Source organism: Brevibacillus sp. Leaf182, from assembly GCF_001423865.2.
Taxonomy (GTDB): Bacteria; Bacillota; Bacilli; order Brevibacillales; family Brevibacillaceae; genus Brevibacillus; species Brevibacillus brevis_C.
Genome location: NZ_LMPN02000026.1, coordinates 50,540 through 74,039, shown reverse-complemented (window position 1 = coordinate 74,039; position 23,500 = coordinate 50,540). Strand labels below are relative to the sequence as shown.

Below are 23,500 nucleotides of genomic sequence, written 5' to 3'. Positions count from 1 at the left end.
CACGAACAAACGGGAAAATGTTTAAGCAAAACGCTTCGATACCCGCTTCAGTGCTTTTTTCATTTGCTTGCGTCTGCATTGCAACACTTTTTGGATGAATTTTTTTTCGGACTTTTTCAAAAATCCTTTCGGTACCCTTTTGATCGCTTTTTTGATTTCCGAGGTAGGCAAAGATTGGATTTTTTTCACCATCTTGGCAAGCTGCTTTCGATTTTCCTTTGTGAAACGTTTCAATCCGTAGGGAATTCGTTGCTTCTTTTTGTCTCCGGTATGCAAGCAGAATTTGTATGCTTTTTTACAGGAGAACTTATTCTTTGCTCTGCGAAAATTCCATTTATCAGGATTGCCAAACAATGACATGCCATGATCGATGCCATACCATTTGTATTTCTTCCATGATTTTCTTCGGTAGAGAATCAAGTTGCGATTCGAACGGTCCGGGTTAAGAATCCATGTATCGAAAGCCACCAAACGCGCTAATTTTTTGGCATTTTTGATATACTTGTGCGGTTTTTTCTTTACGTAAGACTTCGCCTTTTTCCAAGGAATAACCTTCCTGGCGTTGGCTTCGATAGAGACAAGCCCGCGTCTCACATACCCTCGTGGTCCTCTTACACGAGCCTGTAAAACTTTTGCAACGGGTAACCCGAGTTTTTTGGCCAAGTATGCAGCAATGTATTCATTTGCGACAAGAATACGATAACTCTTACGATGATGTGTCCAAACATTTGATTTAAAGTATCCTTTCCGATTTTTCCGTTTGCGAACACTCCAAATCAACCGACCGTAACGCTTGCGCAAGTGCTTTCGAAAATGCCATTTTAATTTCACCACACTTGTCACCCCTGTCCTGTTTCTTACAGTATACGAGTCTGGATTCCAATTGGTGAAACCAAACAGCCAACACCTCCCGTTTTTGGGTATAAGAGGTGTTGGGCGTTTAGAGGTGCTGCTTCGCTGTTCTTTTACCGAAGCGGGATAAAAATTTCGTACGTGTTCTCGACCCGAGCAGACTCATGCATAGAAGGAACGTACCGTTGATCGTAGCGCTCCATACGAAGAGCATACTCATCTACCTGATGGTCACTTGCTTTGAGCCAACCAAACAAACTGTGGTACGTATCTTGGACCTGTTCCATCGGTCCTGTGTGGGTAAAGCGGGCGTATGTCTTCGCTGGAATCGTAAACCCGATCATGCCCTCAGGGATATGTTCGAAACGCTCTACTTCCACTACTATGTACTCGGTATACATTTGGTACGTCCGATTCTCGTCGCTGATGTCGTAACGAACATCCGGAGAAATCACGAGAGGAATCTCATCCTGGCGCTTCAAAAAAGTCTCCCACAGCTTTGGCATGTATTCCACAAGCATCGGAAACGAACCAGAGAAGCTAAGTCCAACCAGATGCTTTTGCGGTACGTGAACAATCGTCCCTTCCATGTCTCCACCTCATCATCTGCAATTTCCTTCGTATTTTGACAGGGGGTGGAAAAATCCTGCAAAAAAAATCAAAAAAGCACCTCCTGCATCAGCTAGGAAGTGCTCCCTTCTTTTCCTTCTTTATTCAAACGCTTTTTTCATCGCTTTGTAGCTTGCTTCAATCGTCCGTTCGATATCTTCATCAGTATGTGCCAAGGAAACGAACATACCCTCAAACTGGGACGGCGGGATCATGATGCCTTCCTCCAGCAGATAGCTAAAGTATGTCGAGAAACGCTCCAGATCGGATGTTTTCGCTGTGTCGTAGTTGATAACTGGCGTCTCTGTGAAGAACAGGCAAACCATGGAGCCTACGCGATTGAGCGTATGCGGAATGCCCAGCTTCTTGGCATTGTCAGCCAAGCCTTCAGCCAAACGAGCGGACATCTTCTCCAAGCGCTCGTAAGCGCCTGGTTTGCTGAGCTCCTGCAAGGTAGTCAAGCCTGCTGCCATCGCCAAAGGATTACCCGACAGCGTCCCTGCCTGATAGATTGGTCCTGCTGGAGCCACTTGCTGCATGATCTCCCGTTTGCCGCCGTATGCACCTACTGGCAAGCCACCGCCGATGACTTTCCCCATCGTAGTCAAATCAGGGGTAATGCCGTACAGCTCTTGTGCACCACCCAATGCTACACGGAAGCCAGTCATGACTTCATCGAAAATGAGCAGTGTCCCATGTTTCTCTGTAATTTCACGCAGTCCTTCAAGGAAGCCTGGCTGTGGAGGAACGACCCCCATGTTGCCGCCGATTGGCTCCACAATAACTGCTGCCAGATCATCGCCAAACGTTTCAAATGCCAGTTTGACGCTTTCCAGATCATTGTAAGGAACCGTAATCGTGTTGTGTGCTGTTCCTTCAGGTACGCCTGGGCTGTCTGGAAGTCCTAGTGTAGCCACACCGGAACCAGCCTTGATCAACAAGCTGTCCGCATGACCATGGTAGCAGCCTTCGAACTTCATGATTTTGTTGCGTTTGGTATAGCCACGCGCGAGGCGCAGAGCGCTCATCGTCGCCTCTGTACCGGAGTTCACCATACGCACGACTTCTACAGATGGCACGATCTCACAAACGAGCTTTGCCATTTCTGTTTCCCGCTCAGTCGGTGCGCCAAAGCTGGTTCCAAGCGCAGCTACTTCCGTAATCGCTGCAAGGACACGCGGATGCGCATGACCCAAGATCAATGGCCCCCACGAGCCGATGTAGTCAATATAGCTGTTCCCATCCACATCAAAAATACGGGAGCCTTCTCCTTTTGCGATGTAAACAGGATTGCCTCCTACGCTCTTAAAGGCACGAACCGGACTGTTTACTCCGCCTGGTATGTAATGCTGTGCTTCTGCAAATAACTGAGTAGATTTTTCTCTATTCATCTCGTGCTCACCTCGCCAGCCATTTTGCAACATCTTTTGCATGGTACGTAATGATCAAATCTGCACCTGCGCGCTTGAAACCAACCAACGTTTCCATAACGATACGCTCTTCATCGATCCAGCCATTCAGAGCCGCCGCTTTTACCATAGAATACTCTGCACTCACATTGTAAGCCACGATCGGCAGGTTGAAGTTCTCACGGAGACGAAGAACCATGTCCATGAAAGCAAGACCTGGCTTCACGATCAAGAAGTCCGCGCCTTCTTTTACATCGGAAGCTGCCTCGCGCAGACCTTCACGTGCATTGGCCGCGTCCATTTGATAGCTTTTGCGATCGCCGAATTGTGGAGTCGAGCCTGCCGCATCGCGGAACGGCCCGTAGAAGGCAGAAGCGTATTTCACCGCATAGGACATGATCGGAATGTGCTCAAAGCCAGCCTCGTCCAAAGCTTCACGGATTGCAATCACGAAACCATCCATCATGTTGGAAGGTGCAATAATATCTGCTCCAGCTTTTGCTTGAGAAACCGCGGTCTGACCCAAAAGCTTCAATGTTTCGTCATTCACGACTTCGCCTTCGTGAATCACACCACAGTGACCATGATCGGTGTATTCACACAGACACGTATCTGCAATCACGATCATTTCTGGATGTGCTTCCTTGATCAGACGCATCGCCTGTTGGGTAATCGCATCATCATTGTACGCCTCTGTTCCACATGCGTCTTTATGTGTTGGTACCCCAAACATCAAAACAGCTTGAATTCCCAGAGCTACGATTTCCTTCATCTCTTCGGCTAGTGTGTCCAAGGAGAGCTGATACACGCCTGGCATGGACGGAATCTCATTCTTAATACCGGTTCCTTCCACTACGAACAACGGATAAATCAAATCTTCCACCCGTACGTGGTTCTCCCGCACCAGATTGCGCATTGCCGCGCTTTTGCGAAGACGGCGATGACGGTCAAATGTTTGTGCCATGTCGATTCCCTCCCAGATTCTCTATGATAGCTGCTAGTAAACCTTCCACGGTGTACTCACTCGCTACCACATGAACAGAAAGCCCGTTTTGTTTTGCTGTATCTGCCGTTATTGGTCCGATACAGGCTATCTGAACATGCTTGAGCCAGTCTAGCGATGTATAGGGCTCCATCGCTGCCATAAAATGCGTCACCGTTGAAGAGCTGGTAAACAAGATGATATCGATGAGACCTTGCTGGAGTTTTTTCGCTGCGTCTGGTGCCTGCTCTGCATCAATGACAGTGTGATACACGTCTACTTCAGTCACAGCAAGTCCCAAGCGAGCCAACTCCTTTGGCAGTGCCTTGCGGGCAATATCTGCACGAGGCAGCAGAACGCGCTGACCAGGAAGCATTTGATCATACAAGCTCGATAGCAAGCCTTCCGCCACGTAATCAGACGGGATGACAGCTACTTCGAGCCCGTGATGCTCAAGCGCCTGAGCCGTCTTCGGGCCGACCGCAGCAATTTTACCAGTGAACGCATCGAGTCCTACCCCGACCTCGCGCATGCGCTCCAAGAAGAAGCGTACGCCATTCACACTCGTGAAGACTACCCAGTCGTATGTTGGCAACTGGGTGATGGCTTCGTCGAGCTTGGCAGTGTCCGTCGGCGGCATCATTTTTAACAGAGGAAATGCGTATGCTTCTCCACCTAACCGCTCGATATGTTCAACGAGCTCGCGAACTTGACTTCTCGCCCGCGTGACCATGATGCACTTGCCAGTCAGCGGCTTGTGCGATCCGTGGACAATCATTGCTCATTCTCCCGCAAGACTTGCGCAAGCACCTCTCCCGCTCCCTGTGCCAAGAGGGCTTCCGCCACTTGAATGCCCAGCGCTAACGGATCTTGGCCAGTCGCCGTGTTTTTGAACATTTGCTTCCCATCTGGGGAGCCAACCATTCCTGTCAAAGTAATTTCATTGTTCTCACCAACTGTCGCATATGCGCCAATCGGCACCTGACAGCCGCCTTGGAGTTTGTGCAGGAAGCTGCGCTCTGCTGTTACCGCCAAACGAGTCGGTGCGTCATCAAATTGCTTCAAGAGAGCGAGTGTCTCCTCATCGTCTGCACGGCATTCGATGGCGAGCGCACCTTGACCAACTGCTGGCAAGCTGATTTCAACAGGCAGGAACTGCGAGATTTCCCCTTCAAAATTCACGCGCTCAAGTCCAGCCGCAGCGAGGATGATCGCATCAAAATTACCTTCCGCAAGCTTGCGCATGCGCGTATCAATATTTCCACGCAGAGATTCAATCTGAATGTCAGGGCGATGTGCGAGAATTTGTGCAGAACGGCGCAAGCTACTAGTCCCTACCAAAGCTCCTTGTGGCAGTTCATCCAACGTCTTGCCATCCTTGGAAAGCAGAACATCCCGAGGATCAACACGCTTTGGGATCGCGCCGATTACCAAGCCCTCTGGCAATTCAGCCGGCATATCCTTCAAGCTGTGTACCGCAAAATCGGTTTCCTTATCGAACAAGGATTGCTCGATTTCTTTGACAAACAGCCCTTTTCCGCCTACTTTGGACAAGGTCACATCGAGGATTCGATCGCCTTTTGTCACGATTTCATGCAATTCAAAATCAGCTTCAGGTACGAACCCCTTCAGTTGATCTACGACCCAATTCGTTTGAGTGAGCGCCAATTTGCTGCGACGCGTTCCCACTTTCCATTTTCCCATGACAGCCTCCTTGATGAGCAGCCCCTACCACCAGTCGTGAAATGTAGAAGTAGTGAAGCCTAAAAAATTGATAAGTAGTAACAAAAACGCCAGGACGTTCCACTGCGCGAGTCTGCGCATCTGCACCGTATCCCGATAGCGTTGGTACAGCCATAGCGAATAAATCGCAAGAACCAACATGGAGAGCACTACTTTTGAATCTAGCAGAAATTTCTCCGGCAAAACCATTTTACCCCAAATGATCCCTAATACAATCGAGAGCAAGAGCATCGGTACACCCAGCATGTTCATTCGGTACGCGTAGCCTTCCAGTTGATCAAGGCTGGGCAAACGCCTGAGCAGCGGCGACCAGCGTCTTTCCTTGAGCATTTTGTGCTGAAGCAAGTACATGGCCGAGAAGATCATGGAGAGCGAGAACGCCCCGTAGCTAAACATGGCCAGTGTCACATGTGTCAGCAATAGCTCAGAGGTCAAGATACTCGATACAGCCTCAATCGGCGTTTCCGGCAAAAACATCGACATGACGAGCACGACGAATCCGATAATATTAGTAAAAAAAACCAGCAAATCAATCCGAAAAAAATAGTGAATGATAAGCGACAAGCCTACCAGCACCCATGAATAAAAAAAGAGCGTCTCAAACAGCGTAATGACTGGAAAATACCCCTTCATGACTGCTTGCGAGACAAAAAATGCGGTTTGCAAGGCCCAAACGACAACAAGCAACCCGAAAGCCAGACGATTGACTTTCCGGTTGCTTTGCAAGAAGTCGTTAAAATAGAAGAGAACACTTGCAGCGTAGAGAAAGATCGTCAAGTCGTAGATCCATCTCACCTCGGCCATGCACTCTCTCCCCCCACTTTCCCAATCGGTTTCTAACAGTAGCAGATAGATTGATTGTCAGGTCAGCTTAGTCAGGGAACCGGGAGGCCAATACCTGCTCCCGAGAAGAAGATGTCTGTTTATTTTTATCGTTAGCCCAGATTGCTTCCTGTTCTTTTCGCTCCAGGATCTCCTCCAACGCAAACATTTTCTCGAAAATATCCAGTACTTCTTCCCCATCTTTGGTAGCTGCCATTTCTTTTAAACGCACGACCGGATCGTGCAACAGTTGATTGACAATACCCTTGGTTGTCTTGCGGATGATGTGCATTTCCCGCTCAGACAGGTTCGGCAGCTTGTTTTCGATTTTTCGCATCGCTTCGCTTTGGATCGTATTTGCCTTGTCACGCAGTGCAGCGATGAGTGGCGCCACGCCAAGCGTCTGATACCAGGTCGTGAATGCCACGATCTCTTCTTGAATCATGACATCCAGACGTTCCGCTTCACGAGAACGTTCCGCAACGTTACTCGCAACGATGCCCTCGAGATCGTCAATATCATATAAAAAGACGTTATCAAGATCATGCAAATCAGGATTCAGGTCGCGAGGAACTGCGATATCCACCATGAACAACGGACGATGCTTCCTTTGTTTCATGATTGGAGCCAGTTCTTTTTTGCCGAGGACATAACCTGTCGCTCCGGTCGAGCTGATGACGATGTCTGCTGTGAGCAGTGCCTCTGGCAACTGCTCCATCGTACAGGAGTCACCCTTGAACTTTTCTGCCAAAAGCTGTGCTCGCTCCAATGTACGATTCGCTACCATAACGCGTTCCGAACCATTTGCGTGCAGGTGCTTGGCTGTCAGCTCGCTCATTTTGCCCGCTCCGACGATCAGGACAGACTTCCCTGCGAAGGAACCGAAGATTTTTTTCCCCAGTTCAACAGCAGCGTAACTGACAGAAACCGCGTTTTGTCCAATCGCTGTCTCTGTATGCGCACGCTTGGCGAACGTAATCGCTTGCTTGAACAAGGTGTTAAAGACAGTCCCTGTCGTTTGACGCTCCTGCGCCAACAGGAACGCATCCCGGACTTGTCCGAGGATTTGTGTTTCTCCCATTACCATCGAATCAAGACCGGAAGAGACTCGGAACAAGTGCTCGATTGCCTGTTCGTTCTCTTTTATATAGAGATGATCCTTAAATTGTTCTTTCTCCACGCCGAACCATTCTGCCAAAAAGCGGCGAGTATAGTCTCGGCCAATATTCGCCTGGTCGCAAACAACGTAAATTTCCGTCCGATTGCACGTTCCCAGGATGATACATTCTGCGATACTCTTCGTCTGGGAGAGAAGATGAAGAGCGCGTGCTGTCCCATCGTCGCTGAATGTAAACTTTTCGCGAATTTCGACAGGGGCTGTTTTGTAGTTTAAACCCAGCAAAAGAATATCCATAATGTCCTCCCAGAATAACAAACCTGTTAGCGGCATATGTAAAATGCACTATTATTATATCATTATGTCCCGAATCGGATAGGAGTAATTGTGAAAAATTTATTAACGGAGTGTACTTTGGGTATATCCCAGATAATCCGCTTGCGTTCCTTCTAGGAATACCTTATGATGTCGGCTATACATGAAAGCAGAAGAAAAATTGTGAAAATACCAGAAAGGAGAGGAAAGAAGCTTTGAGAAAACCTTGGATGGCAGACATAACGCTGCTCCTCGTCGCTTTTATCTGGGGAACCACGTTTTTGATCGTACAGCAGGCAATCGCATCGCTGCCTCCCAATACGTTTAACGCCGTACGCTTTACCATTGCTGCGTTATTTTTATTGATCATCTATTTCATCCGCAATCGTCATCGTAGGCAGACCTCTGAATGGAGAGGGCCACTGCTTCGTGCCGGCATCATCCTCGGCTTTTGGCTCTGTCTGGGATACGCCTTGCAGACCGTAGGACTTTTGTATACAACGCCTTCCAAAGCTGGCTTTATCACTGGTTTGTCCGTCGTATTGGTTCCACTCTTCTCGTTTTTGCTTTTGCGTGAGCGCGTCAAACCTTTCGCTATCGTCGGTGTGATTCTAGCAGCGTTCGGCTTGTATTTGCTGACGCAGAACCAGTCGTTCTCCTTTAATCTCGGTGATGCCCTGGTCTTCGTCGGTGCAATCTGCTTCGCCATGCAAATCGTCTCTACCGGCAAATACGCACCTCATTTTGCAGCATTGCCCCTTGCTATTACGCAATTAGGTACGGTAGGTGTGATGAGCTGGCTGTACGCCTTTTTCTTTGAGGATTGGAGTCGTGCTTTTGATCCGGCGATCTTGTTCATACCCGAGGTGGCCTTTGGTTTGATCATCACTTCTATTTTCGCCACAGCACTGGCCTTTCTCGCGCAGACGGCCTTGCAAAAACAAACCAGCTCGACGCGGGTCGCTCTCATTTTCGCTTTGGAACCCGTATTTGCCGCACTCACCTCCTACGTCTTTATTCATGAAGTATTGAGTGGAAGACAGTTGACCGGATGTCTCCTGATTTTTGCCGGCATGATTCTGGCTGAGCTGCCGATTCAAGAATGGTTGCGGAATTTCCGTCAGAGAAAACCAAATGACGGTCGTGAATCTGCCTGATGCGAAAAGCAAAAAAGTTCCTTCTCCCCTACGGGAAAGGAACTTTTTTTATGAACTCTTCTTGACCTCCAGCATTACGGCATCCACAAAAAGCTGCATAACCGGTCCGCACACTTCTTGCGGGTAACGCTCCGTTCGTTTGAGCCACCGCTTGAGCCGGAGCAGATGATACGCCGCTTGTGGCAGTCGCCCTCTTGTCCCATGATCAATGAGTGCGACTGCCGACAGACCGACCTTGGTCCATAGATGAAACTTCTCCACCCACGGCCTCGTTTCTTCTGCAAGCTTCTGATTCGTCATCCCTGCCAACAGCTTGTCAGCCGCCGCTTCCATCTTTTGAAAAAGAGCCGTCAAGTCCGCAATGGCTTTTTGCCGATCTCCCTGCAAAAAATGAAAGCGGAAGGTCAGGATCGCTTCTAGCAATCGCGGCGATTCCACCTCGCATAAAAACGAGCTTTGCACGTTATCCGCAAAGGTGAAGAAAGCATCTGCATCCTTTTGTCCCGCTACTTCCTCTACAGCTTGTTTCCATACCGTTTCAGGATCGTAGCCGATCGGATCTCGCAAATAAGCTGCCGTCGTAATCAAAGGAATCTTCGAGCATTCTGGTCTAGACATCGCATTCGCCACATAGCCTGCTGCGTATTGCCATAAGTCAGGGTCACGATGACGCAATGGACCGATATGTAGTTCGTTCGCCATCGCCAAATCATTCACCGGGTAGTTGTCCCAATAAAATGGCTGATGACCCGTGTACTCTTGAAAGCGAATCGCATCGCCGTCTGTCAGGTAGGGGGAGCAGACGAATCGTCCCGTCCAAAACAAATCGATTTCTTGCGGCAAATGCTGACCGAGGTACATGATGTACGCTTCTTTTCCAATCCCGTTGTATTGTGTAGGACAGACAGCCAGCTTGACTGGATCGCCCCAGCTACGTATCAAATCCCACACATAAAGCGTCGTATGGGCATGCGCTTCCGCCAAATGGGAAAACTCGGCTATATCCTTCTCATGCAACAGGTGCATGGGAATATCATCGAACAATAGCGCAAAGTAACGCACACCACGATTGTACAAATCCCGATACTTCCTGCCCAACAGCTCCAAATGCTGACGATTTGTATATTCCATGCTGAGTCCAGGACCCAAGCAATAAATAAACTGCATGTTACGAGTTTGTGCCCGCTGAATCAGCTCGTCTAACTGTTGATTGGCTTTCGCAGGAAGCGGCTCCATCCAGCGTTCCCGCAGATACTCGTCATCTTTTGGGGCATAGAAATACGCATTGTAATCATGTCGGTGCAAAAAGTCGATCATATCCAGCCGCTCTTCATGTGTCCAAGGTGTTCCATAAAAGCCTTCGATCACACCACGTACAGCAAAGCAAGCACTCCCGCTCACTCAGATGCTCCCTTCCCCACGACGAATTGGGTCTAAGAATTACTCATTGGCTGGAGCAGTCTCCTCAGCCTTGGTAGCCGTCTCCTTGGCTATTTCCTCGCTAGCACGGATACGACGCATGATTTCTGCCCACAGTTCATCCTTGCCTTGACCTGTCTCTGAGGAAAATACAATAATCGTATCATCCCCGCGCAAATTCAGGCTTTGACGGATGATCTTCGTATGCTGCAGCCAACGCCCACGAGCGATTTTATCACCTTTCGTCGCTACAACTACGGTAGGAATTCCGATTTGCTTACACCAATCGTACATCGCAATATCGTCTTTACTCGGAGCATGGCGAATATCGACCAGTTGAATAATGAATCGAAGCTCTTTCCGGTTTTTCAAATAGCCCTCGATCATTTTTCCCCATTGTTCCTTGATTGTCTTCGCTACCTTTGCATACCCATAACCCGGGAAGTCAACGAAGTAGAGCATTTGATTGACGCGGAAATAGTTCAATGTCTGGGTTTTACCCGGACGAGAACTAATCCGGGCAAGACCTTTGCGGTTCATCATTTTATTGAGCAGTGATGATTTTCCTACGTTAGAGCGTCCTACCAGCGCGATCTCATGGAGACCATCAGTTGGATACTGCTTTGGTCCAACCGCACTGATAATAAACTCTGATGATGTTACCTTCATGCTTTGTCACCTACTGGCTGTTTAGTTAGCGCGTGACGCAGCACTTCATCTAAATGATCAACTGGATAGAATGTCAGTTCACCGCGTACGCTCTCCGGGATATCCTCGATATCCTTCTCGTTGTCTTTTGGCAAAATGATCGTGGTTAAACCTGCACGGTGAGCAGACATACATTTTTCTTTCAGCCCGCCAATGGGTAGAACCCGACCTCGCAACGTAATCTCCCCGGTCATCCCCACTTCTTTTTTCACAGGGATTTTCGTGAGGGCGGATACGAGTGCGGTTGCCATCGTAATCCCAGCAGACGGACCGTCTTTTGGAATCGCCCCTTCTGGAAAGTGGATGTGGATATCGTTCTTCTCGTGGAAGGACGGATCAATTCCCCACTGCTCTGCACGGGAGCGAATATAGCTGAATGCAGCCTGCGCAGATTCCTTCATGACGTCACCCAGTTTTCCTGTCAGGGTGAGCTTTCCTTTTCCAGGCAAAATGCTGACTTCTACATTCAGCGTATCTCCGCCTGCTTGTGTCCAAGCCAGACCCGTAACAGAGCCAACTTGATCTTTTTTCTCCGCCAGTCCATAGCGATAGCGCGGTTTGCCGAGCAGTGTCTCCAACGTCTTGACCGTAACCATGACACGCTTCTTCTCACCGCTCACGATCAGCTTGGCAGCTTTGCGGCAGACGTTGGCCGCTTCGCGATTGAGGTTGCGAACACCCGCTTCTCGCGTGTACAGACGAACGAGCTTCAGCATCGCATCGTCGTTCATTTTCAGCTTATCTTTGCCCAGACCGTGATCCTGCATTTGCTTCGGCAAGAGGTAATCACGCAAAATGTTCAGCTTTTCCAGTTCGGTATAGCTGGAAATCGAGATGACCTCCATCCGGTCCAAGAGCGGACGCGGAATTGTATCGAGACTGTTTGCGGTCGTAATAAACATCACGTTCGTCAAATCATAGGTCTCTTCGATATAGTGATCACTGAATTTATCATTTTGGTTTGGATCGAGTACTTCGAGCAGGGCAGACGCAGGATCTCCACGGAAATCAGACGCGAGCTTGTCGATCTCATCCAGCAAAAAGACAGGGTTAATCGTACCAGCTTGCTTCATTCCTTGGATAATTCGTCCTGGGAGAGCACCTACATACGTGCGGCGGTGTCCACGAATCTCTGCTTCGTCGCGTACTCCACCCAAGGAAATGCGAACAAATTCACGCCCGATTGCACGCGCTACGGAACGGGCCAGAGATGTTTTCCCGACACCCGGAGGGCCTACCAGACAAAGGATCGGTCCACGCATGGAGTTTACCAGCTTTTGTACAGCCAAATACTCCAAGACACGTTCCTTCGGTTTATCCAAGCCGTAATGATCTTCATCGAGAACTTGCTGTGCATGAAGAATATCCAGATTGTCTTCTGTCGTCTTCGTCCAAGGCAGTGCAAACAAGGTATCGATATACGTACGGATGACCGAGCCTTCCGCAGAAGTCGCCGGCATCTTTTCCAGACGCTCGAGCTCCTTCTCGATCTTCGCTTTGATCCGCTCAGGAGCGTCTGATTTTTCGAGCTGAGCACGCAGCTCATCTACTTCGCCTTGGCGTCCGTCCTTATCGCCCAGCTCTTTTTGGATAGCTTTCATTTGCTCACGCAGGTAGTATTCCTTTTGCGTGCGCTCCATCTGTTTCTTCACGCGGTTGCCGATCTTGCGCTCCAGCTCAAGTACTTCGCGCTCGTTGTTCAAAATGGTCAAAAGAATTTCGAGACGTTCTTTAATGTTGGTCGTCTCCAAAATTTCTTGTTTGTCCTTCATCTTGAGCGGCAAATGCGAAGCAATCACATCCGCCAAACGTCCCGGTTCCTCAATGTCCTGCACAGAGGTTAACGTCTCTGGAGAAACCTTTTTGGACAGCTTGATGTACTGCTCAAAGTGGCCCAGCAAGGAACGCATTAAAGCTTCCACTTCATTTTGCTCTGTCTTTTCATCTTGCAAATATGTAATCGACACGACGAAATAATCTTCCTGTTGAAGATACTCCTCGATCTTCGCGCGCTGCAAGCCTTCTACCAATACACGGATTGTCCCATTCGGCAGCTTCAGCATTTGTTTCACACGCGCAACAGTACCAATACTGTAGATTTGCTCAGCATCTGGCTCTTCTATATGGACCTCTTCCTGTGTCGCAAGCAAAATCTTGTTATCGTCTACCATGGCTTGCTCCAATGCGCGGATGGACTTTTCCCGTCCAACGTCCAAATGGAGTACCATTGTCGGATAAACAAGCAATCCTCGCAACGGGAGAAGCGGTAATTCTCGTTTACCGGAACGTTCGCCCAAGCGGATGCACCTCTCCTTGTTGATCTACCCTCTTACAAAGAGCCTTATAACAGACAAAAACGGCCCTCAAAGCCGTTTTTTAAACGCCCGCCCGGCCCCAAAAAACGAGACAAAAAAGATCATACGCAATCATTTTTTGTGGAGCTCGTTTCAGGCCGGGCAAGGCCTCAGGCTCTTTGCAAGCAGAAGCTTTTTTCCATTGTAGCGCAAACACAATCCGATGTCTAATCCGCGAGCATACCCGACTGTTACAGGGATAGCGGAGAGGAAGCGAGATCCTCTGCTGGGATTTGCAAAGTAAATCCCGTCGCTTCTTCTTCTTGCATGGCAGCTTTCGGTACGGCTAGCTCGATTACCTCCGCGACAGTTGACACCGGTATGATTTCGATCCCTTTCATGTCAGCAAAAATGCTTTGCCAGTTTTCCTGTGGAATGAGGACTCTGGTCGCTCCCGCTTGTTTGGCGGCCTCTACCTTCGCGACTACACCCCCAACCGGCTTTACCTTCCCATGAATACTCACTTCGCCAGTCATAGCCAGTAAATTATCGACAGGCTGATTCAAAATCGCCGAGTAGATTGCTGTAGCAATGGTAATACCCGCAGAAGGCCCATCGACAGGGATACCTCCTGGAAAATTGATATGCAGATCATAATCATAAGGGCGGACGCCCATTCTGTTCAGGACAGTCAAAACGTTTTCGATCGATCCTTTTGCCATCGACTTCCGGCGGATCGTCCGGCTGCGGGTGCCCATCTCCTCTTCCTCAGCCATTCCTGTCATCGCCATTCGACCTTGACCAGGAATCACTGCGGGGGAAGCAGTCACTTCCAGCTCCATCACACTACCCATGTTCGGACCGTACACAGCAAGACCATTAACCAATCCGACTTGCGGCGTATCATGCACCTGTTTTTCGGGGCGTGGCGATTTTTGACTGCTGTGCATCACCCATTCCACATCGGCAGCATGGATGTCTTGGCGATCTTCCGTCAAGGCAATTCCCGCAGCGATTTGCAATGTATTGATCGCTTCACGTCCATTGGTCGCATAGCGCTCGATCACGGAAACAGCGCCGTCTTCAATATTCATATTCATTTTAGGCACAGCCGTACGCACGATACTCCCGATTTCTCCAGCCTTTAACGGGCGGAAAAAGATTTCCAGGCAACGGGAACGAAGCGCAGCAGGCAGTTCTTCTGGCAACCTCGTCGTCGCTCCCACCAGACGGAAATCAGCGGGCAAACCGTATTTGAAAACGTCATGAATATGCGAAGGAATTTGGTTATTTTCCTCACTGTAGTAAGCACTCTCTAGCATGACTTTGCGGTCTTCGAGAACCTTCAGTAACTTATTCATCTGCACAGGATGAAGTTCCCCTATTTCATCAAGAAAAAGCATGCCACCGTGCGCTTTCGTCACAGCGCCTGGCTTTGGCTGCGGAATACCCGCCTGCCCAAGCGAGCCTGCCCCTTGATAAATCGGATCATGTACAGAGCCGATTAACGGGTCAGCAATGCCGCGCTCATCAAAACGAGCAATCGTCGCATCGATTTCAATAAACTTGGCATCAGAAGAAAACGGAGATAGCTGATTTTTCTTCGCTTCTTCCAGCACGACCCTAGCCGCTGCGGTCTTGCCTACACCAGGTGGTCCATAAATAATGACATGCTGTGGGTTGGGACCACACAAAGCGGCACGCAACGCACGAAGCCCATCTTCCTGTCCGACAATTTCTTCCAAAGTCGCTGGTCTTGTTCTCTCTGACAGAGGTTCTGTCAACGCAACCATTCTCATCTTACGAATGGAATCAAGATCCTTGCGTGATTCCTTTTCGGTTGAGGTTTTCGTGTTTCTCTGCGCTCGCAGCAAGTTCCAAAAGTAGGTGCCGATCACGATACCAACAACCACTTCAATGACAGCAATGACCAATGTCGTATAGTCCATATGCAGTCCCTCCCATGCGTCTTCGCTTGCGGTCAGCTTTTGTCCCCCGAAGAGAGGGAATACGTTCATGACCGTTTTGTGCATATGTAAAGCTTCTCTTGAACGATATCAAGTAGTATTGCCCCGCAAGCGTAGACGTAAACCAACAACAAAAAAACCACCTCGCTTATCACGAGATGGTCTGTTAGACAATACTTATGCTGTCTCTTCGTGCAATTCCTGACCTTCTTTGGTCAACAGTTGCGGCTTCACTTTGTCGCGAACCGTTTCTTCAGTAATGACGCACTTGTTGACGTCTTCTCTGGAAGGCAGTTCATACATCATGTCGAGCATGATTTGTTCGATAATCGCACGCAGTCCGCGTGCACCAGTATTGCGCTTAATCGCTTCTTTGGCGATTTGCATGAGCGCACCGTTATCGAACTCCAGCTCAACACCGTCGAGACTCAGCAGTTTTTGGTACTGTTTCACCAAAGAGTTTTTCGGCTCTGTCAGGATACGCACAAGCGTCTCCTCATCCAGCGGCTCCAGAGTAGCAAGTACTGGCAAACGACCGACGAACTCCGGAATCAGACCAAATTTCAGCAGGTCTTCCGGCAAAATGTATTTCAGGTATTCTCCGGCTTTCAGATCGCCTTTTACGCCATCGCCGAAGTCTGCACCGAAACCGATGACTTTTTTACCCAAACGACGCTTGATAATCTGCTCGACGCCATCAAATGCACCACCGCAGATGAACAAAATGTTCGACGTGTCGATTTGGATGAACTCTTGGTGAGGATGCTTGCGTCCGCCTTGTGGTGGAACACTCGCAACCGTCCCCTCCAAAATTTTCAAAAGCGCTTGCTGAACGCCTTCACCAGATACATCACGCGTGATAGATGGGTTTTCCGATTTGCGGGCTACCTTATCAATCTCGTCGATGTATATGATTCCTTTTTCAGCCTTCTCCACATCATAGTCAGCAGCCTGAATGAGCTTGAGCAAGATGTTTTCAACGTCTTCACCCACATAGCCTGCTTCTGTCAGAGAAGTTGCATCCGCAATCGCGAAAGGTACATTCAGAATGCGCGCCAATGTTTGCGCGAGCAACGTTTTCCCGCTACCAGTCGGACCGATCAGCATGATGTTGGATTTTTGCAGCTCCACATCCTCGATCTTCGCCCCGGAATTAATCCGTTTGTAGTGATTGTACACCGCTACAGACAAGGACTTCTTCGCCATATCCTGACCAATGACATAGTCATCCAAGATTTTGCGAATTTCCACTGGCTTTGGAATTTCTTTCATATCGATTTCTTCTTCAGTGCCCAGTTCTTCCTGTACAATTTCATTGCACAGTTCGATACATTCGTCACAAATGTAAACACCAGGACCAGCTACCAGCTTGCGCACCTGTTCCTGGGACTTGCCGCAGAAGGAACACTTCAGTTGGCCTTTGTCGTCGTTAAACTTAAACATGCGCTTCACCTCACAACGGGTCAGTTTTTGCGTTCAATAATAGAGTCAATCAATCCGTAGGCCTTTGCTTCTTCTGCACTCATGAAATTGTCGCGATCCGTATCTTGCTCTACGCGTTCATAAGGCTGACCTGTCCGCTCAGACAAAATCTCATTTAGCTGACGCTTCGTTTTCATAATCCACTCCGCATGAATGCGAATGTCTTCTGCTTGCCCACGCACACCACCGAGCGGTTGGTGAATCATTACTTCGGCATTTGGCAGAGCGAAACGCTTGCCTTTTGCACCCGCAGCCAACAGGAACGCACCCATGCTGGCAGCCATGCCCACACAAATCGTGGACACATCCGGTTTGATGTACTGCATGGTGTCATAGATGGCCATTCCTGCTGTAACTGAACCACCTGGAGAGTTTATGTATAGCGATATGTCTTTGTCCGGATCTTCCGCCTGCAAGAAAAGTAGCTGAGCGACAACCAGATTGGCGATTTCATCATCAATCTCGGTGCCCAACAGAATAATCCGGTCTTTCAGGAGACGCGAGTAAATATCGTAGGAGCGCTCTCCCCTGCTTGTTTGCTCGATGACCATAGGGATTAGCATTATGTATTTTCCTCCTTTGCCGAAAAAAGTCAATGGTGGAAAAACAAGGCACGATACACTCGTGCCTTGTGGTCTTGACAGCCAGCGTCAGGGTTAGCCTGCCCACTGACCAATCATGCGTTCTTCTAAGCTTATGCTGTTACTTTGCTTTCTGCAACCAGCAAATCTACTGTTTTGCGAGTTTGCACATCGCGGTACAGAGCAGCCATGCCATCTTGTGCAGAGAAGATTTTGCGCAGCTCATCAGCTGGACGGCCGTATACGCCAGCCAGTTTATCCAGTTCTGCGTTTACGTCTTCTTCTGTTGCTTCGATGTTTTCTGCTTTGCCGATTGCTTCCAAAGTGAGGGAAGTGCGAACGCGGGATGTTGCGTCTGCACGCAATTGATCACGCAGTTGGCTCTCATCCATACCGGAGAACTGGTAGTACAGTTCCAGCGTCATGCCTTGGTATTGCAGACGTTGACCAAATTCATTTACCATTTGATCCAATTCATGCTCAACCATTACTGCTGGCAAATCGATCTCAGCGTTTTCAGCTGCTTTCAGAACGAGCTGCTCGCGAACATATTGATCTTTTTCTTGCGCTGTTTTTTCTTCGAGTTTTTTCTTGGTGTCTGCTTTCAGCTCTTCCAGCGTGTCGAACTCGCTCACATCTTTGGCAAACTCATCATCCAAAGCAGGCAGGTTTTTGCGCTTCAGGCTGTTCAGCTTCACTTTGAATACCGCTTCTTTACCAGCGAGGTTAGGAGAGTGGTACTCTTCAGGGAAAGTTACGGTAATTTCTTTTTCCTCGCCGATGTTCAAGCCAGCCAGTTGCTCTTCGAACCCTGCGATGAAAGTACCGGAACCCAGTTCCAGAGAGTAATCTTCCGCTTTACCGCCTTCAAAAGCTACTCCGTCTTGGAAGCCTTCGAAATCGATTACAGCGATATCGCCTGTTTGTGCGGCACCCTCTTCTACTGCAACGAGCTCAGCATGACGCTCTTGCATACGCTTCAGTTCAGCGTCAACGCTCTCTTCTGTTACAGAGAAGTCTTTTTCTTCGATGGACAGACCTTTGTAGTCGCCCAGCTTAACTTCAGGCTTCACAGTTACAGTCGCTTTGAAGATCAGGTTTTTCCCTTGTTCCATTTGCGTTACGTCTACTTCTGGACGATCTACTGGCTCGATACCAGCTTCACGAACAGCTTGTCCGTATGCAGTTGGAAGCAGAATGTCAAGAGCGTCTTGGTACAGAGATTCTACACCAAAACGGGATTCGAACATTTTGCGTGGTACTTTTCCTTTACGGAACCCTGGAACTTGAACTTTTTGAACCACTTTTTTAAACGCTTGATCTAATGCTGCGTCTACTTGCGTAGCATCTACTTCAACCGTCAGGACTCCCTGGTTATTCTCTACCTTTTCCCAATTTGCTGCCACGTAAACTTCCCCTCCTAAATCGAATCAACAGAACATCGCCAGCCGCGCCATGGTATCTTCGCAGGCTCGGATGATAATATTCTAGCCATTATAACCATTCTAGTATAGCACAAATCTTTTAGTTTTCAAGAAGACCTCATTGGTCGACGAACAGAATAGTTCCCTCCCAATTGTGAAACCAGGTTGCCTACATGATCATAAAACGCCACGGATATGTAAACTTCTGTCGGACTCGTTCCTGTCTCTTCTAAATGAGCATATGTCGGTACGTGGAAACCGCGCGGCATTTGCAGGCTGCCCGGATTCAGAAACAAGATGTCTCTCTCTACGCCACAGACAGGTACATGAGAGTGACCGAATACGACTACATTTGCTCCGACCTCTTCTGCACGGTAATGAAGGCGCAGAAGAGAGCCTTTTACTCCGAAAAGATGCCCGTGCGTTTGCAGGATGTGAAGGTCTCGCCATTCGGTCTCTTGCTCAGTCGGCACCTCTTCTGTCGAATCGCAATTGCCCCGGACAAGCGTCATGTTGGAAAACGGCTCGCGCTGATGGTCGACACAAAAATCGCCACAATGCAAAATTTTTTCGACATGATGTCGGTTGACGACCTGGCTTACTTCCCGAACCAAGCCGTGGCTATCGCTCATGATGAGAATTCCCATCACGCCTCACTCTCCTGTTTTCTCTCTTGTCTACTTGATGATTTCAAGCAGTTGTTGCATGGCACGAGCGCGGTGGCTGATCTGGTTCTTTTCTTCTGGCATGAGTTCGGCCATCATTTTGTCCATCGATGGGATGTAGAATACCGGATCATATCCGAAGCCGTTTGTACCTTTTGGCTCACGCGCGATTACGCCCTCACAAGCGCCAGTGGCAATGATTGGCTCTTCACCCGGAATCACCAACGCCAACGTACAACGGAAGCGAGCTGTGCGTTCCTGTGTCGACACCTCTTCCAGCTCTTTCAACAATTTACGCCAATTCTGCTCGTCTGTTGCATCTTCCCCGGCAAAGCGTGCGGAGTAAACGCCAGGGCGTCCTTCCAGCGCATCTACTTCCAGACCAGAATCGTCACCGAGGGCGGGCATATTCAAGTATATAGAGATTTCAATTGCTTTTTTCAGGGCGTTTCCTTCGAAGGTGTCCTTGTCTTCTACTACCTCTGGCACACCGTCAAATTCAGCGAGGCTAATTCCTTCCCAGCCTGCATCTGCAAACAGCCTGTTGAATTCTTTCACTTTTCCCTGATTACGTGTTGCGAGAACGACTTTTTTTCGATTAGGCATGACTTTCCTCCGCTACTGATTGTGCAAAAGAGAGCGTAACATCTGCGAGCGCCTCTTTTTGACTGTTAATCAGGTTGTCAATGCCGACTTTTGCAAGGGCAATCATTTCTTGTAGCTGTTCAGGTGAAAACGGAGCATCCTCCCCTGTTCCTTGCAGCTCGACGAACTTTCCTTTTCCCGTCATAACGACATTCATGTCGACAATCGCTGTAGAATCTTCTTTGTAGTTGAGATCGAGCACTGCTTCCTCGCCGACTACCCCTACGGAGGTGGCTGCCAGGAAGTCGTTGAGCGGCAACTGTTTCCATGTGCCACTATCCACCAGCTTTTGCATCGCGTCTACCATTGCTACGAAGGCTCCGGTAATCGAAGCTGTCCGTGTACCTCCGTCTGCCTGAATGACATCGCAATCCAACCAAATGGTGCGTTCACCCATTGCTTCCAGATTCACAACGGAGCGCAGAGCACGTCCGATCAGACGCTGAATTTCCATTGTTCGTCCGCCGACTTTTCCTTTGGACGACTCACGCGCGTTGCGGGTCGCTGTTGCTCGGGGAAGCATGGAATACTCGGCTGTGATCCAGCCCTTCCCGCCACCACGCATAAAAGGCGGTACCCGGTCCTCCAAAGTCGCCGTACAAATCACCTTTGTGTCTCCGACTTCAATCAGGCACGATCCTTCTGCGTGTTTAATGTAATTGCGCGTAATCGTTACAGGGCGCAATTGATCATGGGCACGGCCATCCACTCTCATTCCAAGTTCCTCCTAAATCGCTTTGTTACACTCCGCTCATTATACCAGAGGCAGGAAACGATCTGCCACTGCACAAACGCCTCTTCCTTATTTACGTCAATTGCAAATATTCTTGTCACTTCCTCCCTCATACAAAAATTACTTGCGGCCACCAATGGATTTAAATATCATCTAATTAGATATTCAATTAATTTGATGGTAGGTGAATCTGCTTATGAGCTTCCTGTTTCTCTTGAAAAAGCCGAATTTACGGCGTCTTTTAACCGCCAATTTCTTAAGCGGAATTGGAGATTGGTTTAACAGCGTTGCTGTGCTCGCCTTGCTGCTCGAAACAACGGGAACAGCTATCGCTGTGGGCATTACCCTCGCACTACGTACGATGCCTCACTTGATTTTTGGTCCGCTCGGTGGTCTAATGGCAGACCGTTTTGATCGAAAAAAAGTGATGGTCGCCTGTGATCTCGTTCGCGGATTCATTGCTCTTTCATTTCTGTTCGTGTCAGAAAAGTCAGATTTGTGGATCGTCTATGCGGGGACGTTCTTGTTGGTTGCCTTTTCGTCGCTCTACAATCCGGCTCGAATGTCCCTGCTCCCCAAAATCGTAGACCCTGAGGAATTGGCGACGGCGAACGCACTTGACCAAAGTATCTTTGGAATTGTCATGGCCATCGGTTCGTTGATCGGCGGTATTTTTGTTGCACTATGGGGAAGTGATCTCGCTTTTCTTTTCAATGCCCTCTCCTTTTTCGCATCGGCTCTGTTTTTGGCTAGACTGAAGGTACACTCCTTCCCAGGCGATTCCGTTCATACCGTGCAACAGCGTCAGGCTGCTAAAGTCTCTACCTACGGAGAGGTGGTCCGCGCCATCACATCCACACCGATTGTGTACGCCATCTTGTTGCTAAAAGCCGTATGGCCAATCGGCGGGGGGATTATCAATGTCCTGATCAGTGTCTATGCCTATCAAGTGTTTACTGCCGGTGAATGGGGAATTGGTCTGTTGTATGGTGCAATCGGACTTGGCTTCATCATCGGGGGGATGCTCGCTCAGCGCTTTCAACGATACTTTAACGAAGTGGCTGCGAGCAGCTTCGCTTTGGAAGGATTTGCACTGCTATTGACCAGCTTTTCACCCACGATTTATGTAACGGCACTGTTCTTTGCGTTATCCACCGTCGCGGGAGGAATGGGGAACGCCAGCCTGAATACGTTGATCATGCGCCATGTCACCCCCAGCTACCATGGCAGAGTATTTGCCTTGGATGCGACGATCTCAAACATCCTGATCGGTCTATCCATGCTCCTTGGCGGTTGGATTCTGACGATGGCAGACCCACGCATAGTCGGCTTTGTGGCAGGTCTTTTTGTCACGATCCCATCGCTTGTGCTCGGACTTGTTATTTGGAGGACCGTACGCGCGAGTGATGACGTACGATTGGCGAACAAAAACCACGCTCGTTAATACGGGCGTGGTTCGTTCCTTACATCTGTATGGGATTGAGTTGAATCGGGCGGCTCACTGGCTTAGTGAACTCGCCACTGGCTAGCGGTTTTCCTTCCACCAGCAACTGCACTTGCTTGGCTCCCGTCGTTTCTGTCAATGACAAGACAAGCGATTGCAGGGCTTCTGGGCTCGCTTCCTTGCCATCGTCATACTTGAGGATGTCACTGCTCAAATTGACCGTCACCAAATCTTTTTCCTGCTTCACATCCAGAACACGTGTCGTACGGAGCAAGGAACTAAAGAGCTGAGATCCTTGTTTCGGTCCTTTGATCAACTCTTCAACGGTTGCCTTGGCGATATCAGCCGTTTCAGGAACCAGGCGAGTGACTGGGACATAATACGTACGTGTATCATCCAACTGTCCTTGGAAATAAACCGTTACGCTGGAGGTATCTCCTGGTACCGCCCCATCGCCCAGTTCGAGATTGACTCCTTGATTCCGGTCTAATAGCGTTATCGGTGTTTTGGCTGCTGGCATTTCCGTCAACGGCGTTCCGTTCACCCAAATTTGCACAGTTTTGACGTTACTAAATTCGGTCAACGCCCGGGTGACTGCATCGACAATTTTCTTCTCGTCTTTCTCCTCGTACGTTTTGAAGTCTTTGGAAAAATCGACAGTGGCTACACCGTTTTTGATGACAAGTCCTTTTACTTCTGTCCCTTTCGGCAAGACAGCGGAGAAGCCACCCTGGAGCATGCTCTCTACCGGACCACCTTTTACCATGTAGCTCAATACTTGTTTGGCAGGACCTTCTGATTTCGGAAGAGTCATCGAGACAGGAACGATATATCCGTTAGCATCCTGCAAATATACCATTCTCTCTCCAGTCTCCTGAACGACCGGTTGTGCGCCTTCTTTTGCAGCATCCGGGGACGGCGTGCCGTTTGGCAAATCAACTGATACCTCTGACTGTGGCGGTGCATCAATACTAATCGTTTCCTTTTCCGGGCCAAAGAGACCGCAGCCCGACAAAAGCACTGCGCTAACCCCCAGCACGGCCGTCATTTTCCCGATGTGCTTTATCTTCATTTCCCCAGCCTCCTCCAAACACTTTGTACTACCATGTATACGAGCTAGGCTTGGGTTTAT

The 23,500-nt window shown here is 49.1% G+C and carries 21 protein-coding genes; 2 read left to right on the top strand and 19 right to left on the bottom strand.

The window, feature by feature from the left end:
• Nucleotides 1-21: 21 nt before the first annotated feature.
• The 8 genes from ASG16_RS18695 to hemA form a co-directional block, all read right to left on the bottom strand.
• On the bottom strand, nt 22-831 hold the full coding sequence (locus ASG16_RS18695; protein ID WP_241970793.1) for a hypothetical protein: 810 nt from the start codon (nt 829-831) through the stop codon (nt 22-24).
• Nucleotides 832-965: 134 nt separating this feature from the next.
• The gene (locus ASG16_RS18690) at nt 966-1,442 is read right to left on the bottom strand and encodes a GyrI-like domain-containing protein (protein ID WP_056497619.1); all 477 of its coding nucleotides are present in this window, start codon (nt 1,440-1,442) and stop codon (nt 966-968) included.
• 120 nt (nt 1,443-1,562) lie between these two features.
• On the bottom strand, nt 1,563-2,852 hold the full coding sequence (hemL, locus tag ASG16_RS18685) for a glutamate-1-semialdehyde 2,1-aminomutase (protein WP_056497622.1): 1,290 nt from the start codon (nt 2,850-2,852) through the stop codon (nt 1,563-1,565).
• Nucleotides 2,853-2,859: 7 nt separating this feature from the next.
• Entirely contained in the window at nt 2,860-3,834 is a 975-nt protein-coding gene (gene hemB, locus ASG16_RS18680) for a porphobilinogen synthase (protein ID WP_056497623.1), read from the bottom strand.
• Entirely contained in the window at nt 3,818-4,630 is an 813-nt protein-coding gene (locus tag ASG16_RS18675; protein WP_056497625.1) for a uroporphyrinogen-III synthase, read from the bottom strand. The genes hemB and ASG16_RS18675 overlap by 17 nt, the downstream gene beginning before the upstream one ends.
• Complete coding sequence (gene hemC / locus ASG16_RS18670; protein ID WP_056497627.1) at nt 4,627-5,556, bottom strand: hydroxymethylbilane synthase; 930 nt, start codon at nt 5,554-5,556, stop codon at nt 4,627-4,629. The genes ASG16_RS18675 and hemC overlap by 4 nt, the downstream gene beginning before the upstream one ends.
• 24 nt (nt 5,557-5,580) lie before the next feature.
• Nucleotides 5,581-6,399 carry a cytochrome C assembly family protein gene (locus ASG16_RS18665; RefSeq protein WP_048032076.1) on the bottom strand — a complete coding sequence of 273 codons (819 nt, stop codon included), beginning with the start codon at nt 6,397-6,399 and terminating at the stop codon, nt 5,581-5,583.
• A gap of 67 nt (nt 6,400-6,466) precedes the next feature.
• Nucleotides 6,467-7,831: a glutamyl-tRNA reductase gene (gene hemA, locus ASG16_RS18660; RefSeq protein WP_047072881.1), complete on the bottom strand. Its 1,365-nt coding sequence runs from the start codon at nt 7,829-7,831 to the stop codon at nt 6,467-6,469.
• A 233-nt stretch (nt 7,832-8,064) separates the two neighbouring features.
• Between hemA and ASG16_RS18655 the strand changes: the two genes are divergently transcribed.
• Nucleotides 8,065-9,006: a DMT family transporter gene (locus ASG16_RS18655; RefSeq protein ID WP_370444404.1), complete on the top strand. Its 942-nt coding sequence runs from the start codon at nt 8,065-8,067 to the stop codon at nt 9,004-9,006.
• Nucleotides 9,007-9,054: 48 nt separating this feature from the next.
• Here the strand turns inward: ASG16_RS18655 and ASG16_RS18650 are convergent, their stop codons facing one another.
• From ASG16_RS18650 to rph, 10 genes are all read right to left on the bottom strand, one after another.
• Nucleotides 9,055-10,407, bottom strand: a complete 1,353-nt coding sequence (locus ASG16_RS18650; protein ID WP_056497629.1) for a protein O-GlcNAcase — start codon at nt 10,405-10,407, stop codon at nt 9,055-9,057.
• Between the two features lie 39 nt (nt 10,408-10,446).
• Entirely contained in the window at nt 10,447-11,094 is a 648-nt protein-coding gene (gene yihA, locus ASG16_RS18645) for a ribosome biogenesis GTP-binding protein YihA/YsxC (RefSeq protein ID WP_056497630.1), read from the bottom strand.
• Nucleotides 11,091-13,430: an endopeptidase La gene (lon, locus tag ASG16_RS18640; RefSeq protein WP_056497631.1), complete on the bottom strand. Its 2,340-nt coding sequence runs from the start codon at nt 13,428-13,430 to the stop codon at nt 11,091-11,093. Before lon ends, yihA begins: the two co-directional genes overlap by 4 nt.
• A gap of 248 nt (nt 13,431-13,678) precedes the next feature.
• Complete coding sequence (gene lonB, locus ASG16_RS18635; RefSeq protein ID WP_056497778.1) at nt 13,679-15,376, bottom strand: ATP-dependent protease LonB; 1,698 nt, start codon at nt 15,374-15,376, stop codon at nt 13,679-13,681.
• 195 nt (nt 15,377-15,571) lie between these two features.
• Nucleotides 15,572-16,837 carry an ATP-dependent protease ATP-binding subunit ClpX gene (gene clpX, locus ASG16_RS18630; RefSeq protein ID WP_007722243.1) on the bottom strand — a complete coding sequence of 422 codons (1,266 nt, stop codon included), beginning with the start codon at nt 16,835-16,837 and terminating at the stop codon, nt 15,572-15,574.
• 20 nt (nt 16,838-16,857) lie between these two features.
• The gene (gene clpP / locus ASG16_RS18625) at nt 16,858-17,439 is read right to left on the bottom strand and encodes an ATP-dependent Clp endopeptidase proteolytic subunit ClpP (protein WP_007722241.1); all 582 of its coding nucleotides are present in this window, start codon (nt 17,437-17,439) and stop codon (nt 16,858-16,860) included.
• A gap of 131 nt (nt 17,440-17,570) precedes the next feature.
• Nucleotides 17,571-18,863 carry a trigger factor gene (tig, locus tag ASG16_RS18620; protein WP_048032071.1) on the bottom strand — a complete coding sequence of 431 codons (1,293 nt, stop codon included), beginning with the start codon at nt 18,861-18,863 and terminating at the stop codon, nt 17,571-17,573.
• Nucleotides 18,864-18,988: 125 nt separating this feature from the next.
• Complete coding sequence (locus ASG16_RS18615; protein WP_056497633.1) at nt 18,989-19,528, bottom strand: metallophosphoesterase family protein; 540 nt, start codon at nt 19,526-19,528, stop codon at nt 18,989-18,991.
• A gap of 30 nt (nt 19,529-19,558) precedes the next feature.
• Nucleotides 19,559-20,152 (bottom strand): XTP/dITP diphosphatase, encoded by a 594-nt coding sequence (locus ASG16_RS18610; RefSeq protein ID WP_056497635.1) that lies wholly within the window; start codon nt 20,150-20,152, stop codon nt 19,559-19,561.
• Complete coding sequence (gene rph / locus ASG16_RS18605) at nt 20,145-20,906, bottom strand: ribonuclease PH (RefSeq protein ID WP_048032068.1); 762 nt, start codon at nt 20,904-20,906, stop codon at nt 20,145-20,147. The genes ASG16_RS18610 and rph overlap by 8 nt, the downstream gene beginning before the upstream one ends.
• Before the next feature lie 214 nt (nt 20,907-21,120).
• Between rph and ASG16_RS18600 the strand changes: the two genes are divergently transcribed.
• Entirely contained in the window at nt 21,121-22,368 is a 1,248-nt protein-coding gene (locus tag ASG16_RS18600; RefSeq protein WP_056497637.1) for an MFS transporter, read from the top strand.
• Nucleotides 22,369-22,387: 19 nt separating this feature from the next.
• On the opposite strand, the gene ASG16_RS18595 is transcribed toward ASG16_RS18600, so the two are convergent.
• Nucleotides 22,388-23,440 carry a GerMN domain-containing protein gene (locus ASG16_RS18595; protein ID WP_048032066.1) on the bottom strand — a complete coding sequence of 351 codons (1,053 nt, stop codon included), beginning with the start codon at nt 23,438-23,440 and terminating at the stop codon, nt 22,388-22,390.
• Nucleotides 23,441-23,500 lie beyond the last annotated feature (60 nt).